Origin of the sequence: Mycolicibacterium fallax (assembly GCF_010726955.1) — a bacterium.
Lineage (GTDB): Bacteria > Actinomycetota > Actinomycetes > Mycobacteriales > Mycobacteriaceae > Mycobacterium > Mycobacterium fallax.
Map to the genome: position 1 here is coordinate 1,320,803 of NZ_AP022603.1, position 12,291 is coordinate 1,333,093.

Below are 12,291 nucleotides of genomic sequence, written 5' to 3' on the forward strand. Positions count from 1 at the left end.
CTCGGGATGTCCCATCTGCACTGTCCCTTCGTCTGCGGCCCGGCCGATCCGGGTCTGCGCGGCTGTTCGGGACGCTAGATGAGGGCACCGACAGCCCCGGGTGCGGCGAGCTTGTCGGCCCGGGCGATTAACGTCACCGACCGTGCCCCGCGATGGCAGCGCGCAGCTGAGTTTCGCCGACCTCGACGCCGACCTCGGCCTGATCGACACCACCTTCGTGGTGGTCGACCTGGAGACCACCGGTGGCAGCTCCAAGACCGACGGGATCACCGAGATCGGCGCGGTGAAGGTGCGCGGCGGCCGGGTGCTCGGCGAGTTCGCCACCCTGGTGGACCCGGGCCGCGCCATCCCGCCGCAGGTGGTGCAGCTGACCGGGATCACCACCGCCATGGTCCGTGACGCACCGACCATCGACGCGGTGCTGCCGATGTTTCTGGAGTTCGCCCACGGCGCGGTGCTGGTGGCGCACAACGCCGGCTTCGACATCGGGTTCCTCAAGGCCGCCGCGGCGGACTGTGAGATCGACTGGCCCCGGCCGCAGGTGCTGTGCACGGTGAAGCTGGCCCGCCGGGTGCTGTCCCGCGAGGAGGCACCCAGTGTTCGGCTGGCCACCCTCGCCGGATTGTTCGGCACCGCCTGTCAACCCACCCACCGCGCCCTCGACGACGCCCGCACCACCGTCGAGGTGCTGCACGCGCTGATCGAGCGGGTCGGCAACCAGGGCATCCACAACCTCGCCGAGCTGCGCGGATACCTGCCCGACGTCACCCCGGCGCAACGCCGGAAGCGGACGCTGGCCCAGGGGCTGCCGCACCGGCCCGGGGTGTACCTGTTCCGGGGGCCCGGCGGCGAGGTGCTCTACGTCGGCACTGCGGTCGACCTGCGGCGACGGGTCGGCCAGTACTTCACCGGCGCCGACCCGCGCGGCCGGATCAAGGAGATGGTCAACCTCGCCGAGGCGGTCGATCACGTGGAGTGCGCGCACGCCCTGGAGGCCGGGGTGCGCGAGCTGCGACTGCTGGCCGCGCACGCCCCGCCCTACAACCGGCGGTCCCGATTCCCGCACCGCTGGTGGTGGGTGCGGCTGACCGACGAACCGTTTCCGCGGTTCTCGGTGGTGCGACGGCCCGGCCACGACCGGGTGATCGGGCCGTTTCGGGCACGCTCGGACGCCGCCGACACCGCGGCGCTGCTGGCCCGGTTCACCGGGGTGCGCAGCTGCACCGGACGGCTGGGCCGCGGCGCCCGGCACGCCTGCCCGGACCGGGAGGTGGCGCCGTGCCCGGCCGGCCGGGACCTCACCGCCACCGAGTACGCCACCGCGGTGGCCACGGCCGGCGACGTCATCGAGGGCCGCTGCGCCGGCCCGCTGGCCGCGGCGATCGCCCGGGTGGGTGAGCTGGCGGCCGCCGGCCGCTACGAGAACGCCGCCCGGCTGCGCGATCAGGCCGCCACCGCGGCGGAGGGACTGTGGCGCGGCCAGCGACTGCGCACCCTGGCCGGGCTCGACGAGCTGGTGGCGGCCCGGCCCGCGGACGGCGGCGGGTGGGAGCTGGCGGTGATCCGCCGGGGCCGGCTGGCCGCCGCCGGGAACGCGGCGCGCGGTGTACCACCGATGCCGGTGATCGACGCGTTGTGCGCGGCGGCGCAGACCGTGTTGCCGGCGGCTGAACCGTTGGGCGGCGCGCTGGTGGAGGAGACCGGGCTGCTGGTCCGCTGGTTGACCGGACCGGGTGTGCGCATCGTGCGCGCCACCGACGGCTGGGCCACCCCGCTGGGCGCCGCCGGGCGCTGGGCGCAGTGGGCGGCCACCGCCCGGTCCGCCCGGCTGGCCGCCGAGCAGGCCCTGGCCGGGCAGTCCCCCGACGAGCTGCCCCGACGGACGCATCCCGGCGCGCAGGCGGCGCCGTGGCGCGGCCCGACCGAGCGCCCGGGCCCGACGACTAACGCCGCTGGGTGAACGTGGCCCAGCGGGCGAGCAGCCGGCCGGCCGCACCGGAGTCGATGGCCTCGGCGGCCTTGGCCAGTCCGCGCTCCCAGGACGGCACCCAGCCCGCGTCCGAGGACAGCCCGGCGTAGGCGACCAGCGCGCCCGCGGCGTTGAGGATCACCGCGTCGCGCACCGGACCCGTCGCACCGGAGAACACCGCGCGCGCCTCGGCCGCGTTCGCCGCGGCATCCCCGCCGATCAGCTCCGACACCTGCGCCCGCGGAAAGCCGAACCCGGCCGGGTCAAAGGTCAGCCGGTCGATGGTCCCGGCCTGCACCCGCCAGATGGTCGAGGTGGTGGTGGTCGTCAGCTCATCGAGGCCGTCGTCGCCGTGCACCACCAGCACGCTGCAGCGCCGCGCGGCGAACACCCCGGCCATCACCTCGGCCAGGTCCCCGAACGCGCAGCCGATCAGGCCGGCCCGCGGGGCGGCCGGGTTGGTCAGCGGACCGAGCAGGTTGAACACCGTCGGCACGCCGATCTCCCGGCGGGCCACCGCGGCATGCCGGTAGGACGGGTGCACCAGCGGCGCGAACGCAAAGCCGATGCCGATCTCCTCGACGCACCGGGCCACCTCGTCGGGCTCCAGCTCGACCCGGACGCCGAGCGCCTCCAGGGTGTCCGCACCGCCGGACAGCGAGGATGCCGCCCGGTTGCCGTGCTTGACCACCGGGACGCCGGTCGCGGCGACCACGATGGCGGCCATCGTGGACAGGTTGACGGTGTTGGCGCCGTCGCCGCCGGTGCCCACGATGTCGACGGTCTCGTGGCCGATCCGGTCGGTCGGCAGCCGCCGCGCGTGCGCGAGCATGGTGTCGGCCAACTCCCCCACTTCGGCCGAGGTGGGGCCCTTCATCTTCATCGACACGCCGAAGGCGGCAATCTGAGCCGGGCTGGCAGACCCGGTCATGATCTGCTCCATCGCCCAGGCCGACTGGCCCGGTAACAGCGTCTGAGATTCGGTCAATCGGCCCAGGACCTGCGGCCATGTGGTCTGGATGTCGGGTTCCCGGGGGGTCACACTCACCGGTAAATCGTCGCACGGAGCCGGGAACCACCGGCCCTCGGCACCCGACTTCCAGAACTAATTCCATCCCCGGGTGGAGTTCACCAACTACATAGCGTCATACTTGCTCCTGTGACGAGCGCTGTGGGAACTTCGGGTACGGCAATTACGTCGCGCGTACATTCGCTGAACAGGCCAAACATGGTCAGTGTCGGCACCATCGTGTGGCTCTCCAGCGAGCTGATGTTCTTCGCTGGTTTGTTCGCGATTTACTTCACTGCGCGCGCCCAAGCAGGAGACGGTGGCTGGCCGCCGCCGCCAACCGAGTTGAACCTCGGTTTGGCGGTACCGGTGACGCTGGTGCTGATCGCCTCCTCCTTCACCTGCCAGATGGGCGTGTTCGCCGCCGAGCGCGGCGACGTGTTCGGCCTGCGGCGCTGGTACTTGCTGACCCTCCTGATGGGCACGTTCTTCGTGTTCGGGCAGGGCTACGAGTACATCCACCTGGTCCAACACGGCACCACCCTGGCCAGCAGCGCCTACGGCACGGTGTTCTACCTGGCCACCGGCTTCCACGGCCTGCACGTGATCGGCGGCCTGGTTGCCTTCGTGCTCCTGCTCATCCGCACCAAGTTGAGCAAGTTCACCCCGGCGCAGGCCACCGCGGCGATCGTCGTGTCGTACTACTGGCACTTCGTCGACATCGTGTGGATCGCACTGTTCGCCATCATTTACTTCGTCCGGTGAGGTCGCAGTGACCCACGAGACGAATCCCCTGACCAAACAGCCCCAGCCCCCAACGGACAGGAGTGCTCGGTTGAAGAGTTCGCGGTTGTTCCCATCGACCGGCGGAGCCCGGTCCCGACGCCGGCTGCGACGCCGGCTGACGGCCGGCGTACTGCTCGTCGCTGCATTGGGCTTCGCCGGCGGCCTGGCCGCGGTGTTGACCCCGCAGCCCCAGGTCGCCGTCGCCGACGAGTCCCAGTCGGCGCTGCTGCGTGAGGGCAAGCAGCTGTTCGAAACCTCGTGTGTGTCCTGCCACGGCGCCAACCTGCAGGGGGTGTCCGATCGCGGGCCCAGCCTGATCGGTGTCGGCGAGGCCGCGACGTACTTCCAGGTCTCCACCGGCCGGATGCCGGCGATGAGCCTGAACTCGCAGGCCCCCGCCAAGGACCCGGCCTTCGACGACCACCAGACCGACGCCCTTGGCGCCTACATCCAGGCCAACGGCGGCGGCCCGCTGGTGCCCCGCGACGCCGACGGTTCGATCTCCTCGGAGTCGCTGATCGGCCCCAACGTGGCCCGCGGCGGTGACCTGTTCCGCCTGAACTGCGCGTCCTGCCACAACTTCACCGGTAAGGGCGGCGCGCTGTCCTCCGGCAAATGGGCACCGGATCTGGGCAACATCGCCCCGGCCGGCATCTACACCGCGATGCTGACCGGCCCGCAGAACATGCCGAAGTTCTCCGACCGTCAGCTGACGCCGGAGGAGAAGAAGGACATCATCGGCTACGTCCACGACGCGACCATCAGCCCGAGCCCCGGCGGCTACGGCCTGGGTGGCTTCGGCCCGACCTCGGAGGCCACCTTCATGTGGTTTGTCGGCATGGTCGCCATGATCGGTCTGGCCATGTGGATCGGAGCACGAGCATGAGTGACAGCCACGACATCCCCACCGACGAGCAACTCGCCGCGATGTCGCGGGAAGAACTGGTCGAGCTCGGTGGCCGGATCGACGGCGTCGAAACCGTCTTCAAGGAGAACCGCTGGCCCGTCGAGGGCACCCGCGCGGAGAAGCGTGCCGAGCGCCTGGTCGCGCTGTGGCTGCTGATCGGCGGCGTCGCCGGCCTCGCGCTGCTGCTGATCTTCCTGTTCTGGCCGTGGGAGTACAAGGCCGCCGGCGAGGAGGGCAACTTCCTCTACAACCTGGCCACCCCGCTCTACGGGCTGACCTTCGGACTGTCCGTGCTGGCCATCGGCGTCGGCGCGGTGCTGTTCCAGAAGAAGTTCATCCCGGAGGAGATCTCCATCCAGCAGCGCCACGACGGCGCGTCCCCCGAGATCGACCGCAAGACCATCGCGGCCAACCTCACCGACGCGCTGGAGGGTTCGACCATCAAGCGGCGCAAGATGATCGGCGCCTCGCTGGGCCTGGCGCTGGGCACCTTCGGCCTGGGCACCGTGGTGGCCGGCGTGGGCGGCCTGATCAAGAACCCGTGGAAGCCGGTCGTGCAGACCGCCGAGGGCAAGAAGGCCGTGCTGTGGACCTCGGGCTGGACCCCGCGGTTCCACGGCGAGACCATCTACCTGGCCCGGGCCACCGGTGACAGCCACTCCCCGTTCATCCGGATGCGGGCCGAGGATCTCGATGCCGGCGGCATGGAGACCGTCTTCCCGTGGCGCGTCTCCGACGGCGAGGGCACCGATTCCGAATCGCACGGCAAGCTGGCCGGCATCCTGATGGGTGTCCGCAACCCGGTGATGCTGATCCGCATCCGCCCCGAGGACGCCCACAAGGTCGTCAAGCGCAAGGGCCAGGAGAGCTTCAACTTCGGCGACCTGTTCGCCTACACCAAGGTGTGCTCGCACCTGGGCTGCCCCTCCTCGCTCTACGAGCAGCAGACCTACCGGATCCTGTGCCCGTGCCACCAGTCGCAGTTCGACGCGCTGAGCTACGCCAAGCCGATCTTCGGCCCGGCCGCGCGGGCGCTGGCACAACTTCCGATCACCATCGATCAGGACGGGTATCTGGTCGCCAACGGTGACTTCATCGAACCCGTCGGACCGGCCTTCTGGGAGCGCAAGTCATGAGTTCGAAAATTGGTGAGCGGTTGGCCAAGCAAGGCAACGAAATCGATTCCCGGTACCACCCGTCGGCCGCGGTACGCCGCCAGCTGAACAAGGTGTTCCCCACCCACTGGTCGTTCCTGCTGGGTGAGATCGCCATGTACAGCTTCATCGTGCTGCTGATCACCGGCGTGTACCTGACCCTGTTCTTCGACCCGTCGATGGCCGAGGTCACCTACAACGGTGTGTACCAGCCGCTGCGCGGCATCGAGATGTCCAAGGCCTACGCCTCCACGCTGGACATCAGCTTCGAGGTTCGCGGCGGCCTGTTCGTCCGCCAGGTGCACCACTGGGCGGCGCTGATGTTCGCGGCGTCGATCATGGTCCACCTCGCCCGGATCTTCTTCACCGGCGCGTTCCGGCGCCCGCGTGAGGCGAACTGGGTGATCGGCACCCTGCTGCTGATCCTGGCCATGTTCGAGGGCTACTTCGGCTACTCGCTGCCCGACGACCTGCTGTCCGGCATCGGTATGCGGGCCGCGCTGTCGTCCATCACCCTGGGCATGCCGGTGATCGGCTCCTGGCTGCACTGGGCGCTGTTCGGCGGTGACTTCCCCTGTGGCGGCGTCGGCTACGAGTGCGAGGCGTCTGGGGCGGGCATCATCATCCCCCGGATGTACGCCCTGCACATCCTGTTGATCCCGGGCATCATCCTGGCCCTGATCGGCATCCACCTGGCGATGGTGTGGTTCCAGAAGCACACCCAGTTCCCCGGCCCCGGCCGTACCGAGCAGAACGTCGTCGGCGTTCGCGTCATGCCGGTGTTCGCGGTCAAGTCCGGTGCGTTCTTCGCGATCACGGTCGGCGTGCTGGGTCTGATGGGTGGGTTGATGACCATCAACCCGGTCTGGACACTCGGGCCCTACAAGCCATCGCAGATTTCGGCGGGCAGCCAGCCGGACTTCTACATGATGTGGACGGAAGGCCTGGCGCGTATCTGGCCGGCGTGGGAGTTCTACCCGTTCGGCCACACCATCCCGGCGGTGGTCTGGGTTGCGGTCATGATGGGCGTGATCTTCGTGATGCTCGGCGCGTGGCCGTTCCTGGAGAAGAAGTTCACCGGCGACCGTGCGCACCACAACCTGCTGCAGCGTCCGCGTGACGTGCCGGTGCGCACCGGTATCGGCGCCATGGCGATCGCGTTCTACATGGTGCTGACGCTGTCGGCCATGAACGACGTGATCGCGCTGAAGTTCCACATCTCGCTGAACGCGACGACCTGGATCGGCCGGATCGGCATGATCGTGCTGCCGGTGATCGTCTACTTCGTCACCTACCGGTGGGCCGTCGGCCTGCAGCGCAGTGACCGCGAGACCCTGGAGCACGGCATCGAGACCGGCATCATCAAGCGGACGCCCGAGGGTGCCTACATCGAGCTGCACCAGCCGCTCGGCCCGGTCGACGAGCACGGCCACCCGATTCCGCTGCCCTACGAGGGCGCTGCACTGCCCAAGCGGATGAACAAGCTGGGTGCCAGCGGCAAGCCGGGCTCCGGCAGCTTCCTGCGGGCGGATCCGCCGGCCGAGGACCAGGCGCTGGCCCGGGCCGATCACGAGTCCCACCATCGGGCGCTGACCGCGCTCAAGGAATACCAGGACGACGAGACCGCCGCGCGCGACGGCGATCACTGATCGTTCACCAACGACGGTGGCCCGGGGAGCAATCCCCGGGCCACCGTCGTTTCTGCCACTCCCCTCCCCCACCGGCCGTCGGCAACCAGCCGACGCTCTCAGCCGCCAGCGGCCGGCCACCGGGTCTCAGCAAGCCGGTCTCAGAGCGCCGGCCGCGGTCCGGTCAGGGTGGCCGGCCGGCAGCACAGCGCCGTCAGGGCGCACAGCACCGCGGCGACCACGAACGCGGCCTGCACGTTGAGCAGATCCGCGGTGCCGCCGAGCAGTGCGGCCGCCAGCGGGCGGGAACCGACAAAGCCGACCAGCCACAGCGCCATGATTCGACCGCGCAGTTCCTCGGGGGCCCGCTCCTGGACCACGGTGGCCAGGCCGGTGGTCGCCCAGCCGAAGCCCAGGCCGGTGACCGCGAACCCGACGGCCGCGGCGGTCGGTGAGGTCACCAACGCCAGCATCGCGCAGCCCGCGGTGACCCCGGACAGACCCACCGAGGAGACCCGGGCCGACGCGAGCCGACCACCCAACAGGGCCAGCACGCCCATCCCGACGGCCGCCCCGATGCCGAACGCCGCGGACAGCAGTCCGACCAGCCGGGTGCCGCCACCGAGTTCCTCGGCCATCGACGGCGTCAGGGTGATCGGCGGGTCCGAGGCGATGCCGACCACCGTCACCGCCAGCAGGGCCAGCAGCAGCGGGCGGTCGCGCCAGACGTAGCGCAGCGCGGCGCGGACCCGGTCGTCGACCCCGCTGGAGCGCTCCGGGGGCGCCGGAAACCGGACCGCGACCAGCAGCAGGGCGAACACCAGGTGCAGCCCGGCGCTGACCGCGAACCCGCTGCCCACGCCCAGCTGGGCGGCCAGGTAGGCGCCCGACACCGGGCCGACGATCCGGCCGATGGTCATCGGGATGCTGTTCAGGGCCATCGCGGTGGGCAGTTCGCCGTCGCGGATCAGATTCGGCACGATGGACTGCATGGCCGGGCCACCCACCACGAACCCGAAGCCGACGATCAGCGAACCGACCAGCACGGGGATCGCCGCGATGGATCCGGCCAGGTCGGAGTCGAGGTAGAACCAGGCGGCGGTGAAGCCGGAACCGAGGACGCAGATCACCCGTCCGAGCAAGATCTGGCGGGCCGGGTCGCCGCGGTCGGCCCACTTTCCGCTGGTGGGCGTGAGGATCAGCTGCGGCCCGAACTGGACAACCCCGACCAGCCCGACCATCAGCGCCGATCCGGTGGCGTCGTACATCACGATGGCCGCGACAATGCCGTGCGTCCACACCGCGATGACCGAGGCCATCTTGCCCCAGAACAGTGCACCGAACGCCGGCGTGAAGATCAGTCTCAGCGCCCCGCGGGGTCGCGGCGGCGCGGTCGCTCCGGCGGTCATCCGGAACCGTGGCCGGCCCGCGCGGAGCCGCGTCGCCGGCCGGTCAGAGCATCACACACCACAGATATATACATAGCATATGAATATATCTGTGGGTGGCCCGGCCGCAGCCGGGCCGATCAGGCCGGGATCTCGATATCCTCGTCGAGGTCGGCCACCGCGGTCTTGAGTTCCTTGACGAACAACTCGGGGATCGCGATCAGCGCCAGCGTGATCACCCCGGCCACCCCGATGCACACCCACGCGCCGGTGTCGTATCCCTCGGCCATCAGCAGCGTGCCCAGCGCCACCAGGGCCATGCCCAGGCCGGCGCCGGTCATCACACCGACGCCACCGCGCAGCAGGATGCGGTCCAGCGTCTCGGCCGGCAGGCCGGCCCGCTGCGGGGCGCCGGAGCGCTCCGGCGGGTCCCGGTCGACGGCCTTGCGCAGCACCGGACGGCTCACCGCTCGACGCGCCGGTTCGGACTCCGCCGCGCGACGGGCCCGGACCAGCAGCGGGATCGATCCGGCGATGATCACCGCGGAGACGGCGATGATGACCCACAGCCACCAGGTGGAGACGGCGCCGCCGGTCTCCTCCACGCCGGCCTGCTCCGGGGTCGCCATGTCGACCAGGCCGACAATCGCGGCGACGCCCAGCGCCAGCGCGATCAGCCAGACCACCGCGCAGGTGATCACGCCGGCCCGGTCGGCGGTCTCGGACGGATCCGTGAGCATGCCCAGCGGTTTGCGATCAGCCATGTTCGTACCCCGTTCCATCAGCAGGCCGTCTGTGCGGAATTGCTCTGATTCGACGACAGCGTCTGCCCGTCGCTGGTGGTGATCGAGCAGTTCAGCCTGCTCACCAGGAACAGGCTGGAGGCCTGCACCGAACCGATTTCGGACTGCGAAATAGGTGTCACCGTATATGACCACGGGATGTAGACGTTCCGCAGTGTCTTGCTGCGTCCGTTCGCGTCGACATAGGTGACGGTGATGATGTCACCCGGCGACTTGGTGCCGGTCACCGAATAGGTGACCTGCCGGGGCGCGGCCCTGGTCGTGGTGGTCGGCGGCGGCGTCGTGGTTGTCGGCTCCGGCTCCGGCGCCGGCTCCGGCTCCGGCTCCGGTTCGACGACCGGCGGCGGCGGGGTCACCGTCACCGTCTCCGGGGGTGGTGGCGGAGGAGGAGGCGGGGGTGGCGGTTCCTCGCTCGGCGGCGGCGGGGGCGGCGGCGGGGGTTCCGGCGGCGGGGTGTGCTTGGTGATCTCGTCCTGCACCGGCGGTCCGGCGACGGTCGTCGTCGACTGGTTCGCGGTGTCCCTGGTCTCGGTGCGGGTCACCAGCACCGACACCGACACCACCAGCGCGATCGCGGCGACGATCGCGGTGACACCGACCACCCACGGCCAGCGCGGCGGCCGGACATCCTCGTACTCGGTGACCCGGTCGTAGTTGTCGTAGTCGTAGAGCGCGATCTCGGCCGGCACATACGGTGCGCTGGTGATGTGCTCGGATTCCGGCGCCGAGTAGGCGTGATAGGTCTGCGGATCCGGATCCTCAACCTCGGCGGCCTCGGCGAAGTCGTCCAAGTCGTTGGTGCCCAAGTCGTCTGCACCGACGATTTCGGTGGCGTCGTCCGCCGGCCCGGAGTTCGGATCCCGATGACGGCCGCCGGCCGCATCGCCTGGCTCCGCCTCGCTCATTCTGGCTGTCCTTCTCGACGACATCGGCCTGCCGACGGCAGGTGCTCCTGCCGCGTCACCCTACCCAATCGCGGGCCCAGGACCCGGGATTGGTTGCGGTGCGGCAGCCGACTGAATCGGCCGGCCACGAACGGGGTCAGTGCTTCTCGGGTCCCACGTGGTACTCGGTGACCAGGCCGCCGACCGAGCCCAGCACGAAGACGATGCCGGTGATCAGCAGCCACGGCATCCACAGCGCGCCGCCGACGGCGGTGACCGAGGCGGACAGCGCGATCAGGATGGGCCACCAGCTGTGCGGGGCGTAGAAGCCCAGCTCGCCTGCGCCGTCGACGATCTCGGCCTCGTCATAGTCCTCGGGCCGGGTGTCCAGCCGTCGCGCGACGAACCGGAAGAAGGTGCCGATGATCAGCAACAGGCCGCCGGACAGCGCCAGGGCCACCACACCGACCCACTCGATGCCGCCGGTGGCGAACATGTCGGTCAGCACGACGTAGGCGATGGTGGAGACGACGAAGAATCCGGCGAGGATCTCAAAGATCCGGGCTTCGATATGCATGTCTGTGTCCTCAGTCCCTAGCTCTTGGGCTCCGGCGCCAGCTCGCCGCGCCGGCTGTCGAACGGATGGGTCACCGTCGAAACCGGCGACTTGCCGATGGCGACCAGCGCGTCGGCGTTGGACAGGCCCTGCTCACGCTTGCCGATGTAGGTCTTGAATTCGTCCGGGCTGACCGCGAGAACCTCGAAGTTCATCATCGAGTGGTAGGTGCCGCACATCTCCGCGCAGCGGCCCACCACCGGGCCCTCGCCCATGCCGGTGATCTGGAAGCGGTTGACCTGGTTGTTGGCCTTCGGATGCGGCATCACGTCGCGCTTGAACAGGAACTCCGGCACCCAGAACGAGTGCACGACGTCGGAGGCGTTCAGCACGAACTCGACCCGCTTGTTGGCCGGGATGACCAGCACCGGGATCTCCGAGCTGGTGCCCAGGGTCTCGATCCGGTCGAAGTTCAGGAAGCTGCGGTCCTCGGAGTTGTTGCCGTGCAGGGCGCCGCGGCGCTCCTTGCCGTGCTCATCCTGCCCCTCGGGCTTGGACACCATGGCGGCCTTGCGCTCCGGGTCGGCGCCGTCGTAGGTGAAGCTGCCGTCGGCGTAGTCGACGCTCTGGTAGCCGAACTTCCAGTTCCACTGGAACGCGGTGACGTCGACGACGACCTCGGGATCGTCGGTCAGCTCCGTCATCTTGTCCTGCACGATGACGGTGAAGTAGAAGAGCACCGAGATGATCACGAACGGGATGACCGTCAGGACCAGCTCCAGCGGCATGTTGTAGCCGAACTGCCGGGGCAGCTCGGTGTCGCCCGGCTTGTGCCGGTGGAACGCCGTGGTCCAGAACATCAGCACGATCACGATCAGACCGACGACGGCCGACGTGATGACGACGCCGAGCCAGAAGTTGTAGTTCGCGTGCGCCTGGTCGGTCACGCCCTTGGGCCAGCCGAGCCCCGCGGCGTCCTGCCAGGTGCAGCCGCTCAACCCGACCGCCAGAATCCCCAGCATGCCGGTCAGAACGATTGGCCGGAGCCGGCGTGAGCGGCGTCCGGAAAAGCCTTGCCCGCGGTCTCTCACGGTGGCGCCTCCTGTGTGCAATTCCAGTCGCATGGGCTGCGTCGCGAATCGAATACTACGCAGCGTAGACCACAAGGGTTAGGCAGACGCGACACACCTACCCAATCGGGCATACT

Annotated in this window: 11 protein-coding genes; 5 read left to right on the top strand and 6 right to left on the bottom strand. The window is 69.6% G+C overall.

The window, feature by feature from the left end; all coding sequences use genetic code 11:
• The first annotated feature begins 142 nt into the window (after positions 1 to 142).
• Entirely contained in the window at positions 143 to 1,960 is a 1,818-nt protein-coding gene (locus G6N10_RS06260) for a DEDD exonuclease domain-containing protein (protein WP_109750592.1), read from the top strand.
• Here G6N10_RS06260 and trpD read toward each other — a convergent pair.
• Entirely contained in the window at positions 1,944 to 3,017 is a 1,074-nt protein-coding gene (trpD, locus tag G6N10_RS06265; protein WP_085099200.1) for an anthranilate phosphoribosyltransferase, read from the bottom strand. The two genes, G6N10_RS06260 and trpD, sit on opposite strands and share 17 nt — an antisense overlap.
• Before the next feature lie 111 nt (positions 3,018 to 3,128).
• On the opposite strand from trpD, the gene ctaE reads away from it, so the two are divergent.
• The 4 genes from ctaE (at position 3,129) to qcrB (ending at position 7,474) form a co-directional block, all read left to right on the top strand.
• Positions 3,129 to 3,743: an aa3-type cytochrome oxidase subunit III gene (gene ctaE, locus G6N10_RS06270; protein WP_085099197.1), complete on the top strand. Its 615-nt coding sequence runs from the start codon at positions 3,129 to 3,131 to the stop codon at positions 3,741 to 3,743.
• 85 nt (positions 3,744 to 3,828) lie between these two features.
• A complete protein-coding gene (gene qcrC / locus G6N10_RS06275; RefSeq protein WP_109750591.1) occupies positions 3,829 to 4,650 on the top strand; it encodes a cytochrome bc1 complex diheme cytochrome c subunit in 822 nt (273 codons plus the stop codon).
• Entirely contained in the window at positions 4,647 to 5,807 is a 1,161-nt protein-coding gene (gene qcrA / locus G6N10_RS06280; RefSeq protein ID WP_085099192.1) for a cytochrome bc1 complex Rieske iron-sulfur subunit, read from the top strand. The genes qcrC and qcrA overlap by 4 nt, the downstream gene beginning before the upstream one ends.
• Complete coding sequence (gene qcrB, locus G6N10_RS06285; RefSeq protein ID WP_085099188.1) at positions 5,804 to 7,474, top strand: cytochrome bc1 complex cytochrome b subunit; 1,671 nt, start codon at positions 5,804 to 5,806, stop codon at positions 7,472 to 7,474. Before qcrA ends, qcrB begins: the two co-directional genes overlap by 4 nt.
• Before the next feature lie 140 nt (positions 7,475 to 7,614).
• On the opposite strand, the gene G6N10_RS06290 is transcribed toward qcrB, so the two are convergent.
• The 5 genes from G6N10_RS06290 to ctaC form a co-directional block, all read right to left on the bottom strand.
• Entirely contained in the window at positions 7,615 to 8,862 is a 1,248-nt protein-coding gene (locus tag G6N10_RS06290) for an MFS transporter (protein ID WP_085099185.1), read from the bottom strand.
• Between the two features lie 119 nt (positions 8,863 to 8,981).
• Positions 8,982 to 9,605 (bottom strand): DUF2561 family protein, encoded by a 624-nt coding sequence (locus G6N10_RS06295; RefSeq protein ID WP_163742257.1) that lies wholly within the window; start codon positions 9,603 to 9,605, stop codon positions 8,982 to 8,984.
• 17 nt (positions 9,606 to 9,622) lie between these two features.
• Entirely contained in the window at positions 9,623 to 10,549 is a 927-nt protein-coding gene (locus tag G6N10_RS06300) for an MmpS family transport accessory protein (protein WP_163742260.1), read from the bottom strand.
• A 136-nt stretch (positions 10,550 to 10,685) separates the two neighbouring features.
• Positions 10,686 to 11,105 (bottom strand): cytochrome c oxidase subunit 4, encoded by a 420-nt coding sequence (locus tag G6N10_RS06305; RefSeq protein WP_085101255.1) that lies wholly within the window; start codon positions 11,103 to 11,105, stop codon positions 10,686 to 10,688.
• 17 nt (positions 11,106 to 11,122) lie between these two features.
• A complete protein-coding gene (gene ctaC, locus G6N10_RS06310) occupies positions 11,123 to 12,208 on the bottom strand; it encodes an aa3-type cytochrome oxidase subunit II (RefSeq protein ID WP_085101252.1) in 1,086 nt (361 codons plus the stop codon).
• Between the last annotated feature and the right edge of the window lie 83 nt (positions 12,209 to 12,291).

Bases quoted from the DNA above. Each gene is read 5' to 3' on its own strand.
- qcrA (WP_085099192.1), top strand. From the start codon at position 4,647: ATGAGTGACAGCCACGACATCCCCACCGACGAGCAACTCGCCGCGATG.
- qcrB (WP_085099188.1), top strand. From the start codon at position 5,804: ATGAGTTCGAAAATTGGTGAGCGGTTGGCCAAGCAAGGCAACGAAATC.
- G6N10_RS06290 (WP_085099185.1), bottom strand. From the start codon at position 8,862: ATGACCGCCGGAGCGACCGCGCCGCCGCGACCCCGCGGGGCGCTGAGA.
- G6N10_RS06295 (WP_163742257.1), bottom strand. From the start codon at position 9,605: ATGGCTGATCGCAAACCGCTGGGCATGCTCACGGATCCGTCCGAGACC.
- G6N10_RS06300 (WP_163742260.1), bottom strand. From the start codon at position 10,549: ATGAGCGAGGCGGAGCCAGGCGATGCGGCCGGCGGCCGTCATCGGGAT.
- G6N10_RS06305 (WP_085101255.1), bottom strand. From the start codon at position 11,105: ATGCATATCGAAGCCCGGATCTTTGAGATCCTCGCCGGATTCTTCGTC.
- ctaC (WP_085101252.1), bottom strand. From the start codon at position 12,208: ATGCGACTGGAATTGCACACAGGAGGCGCCACCGTGAGAGACCGCGGG.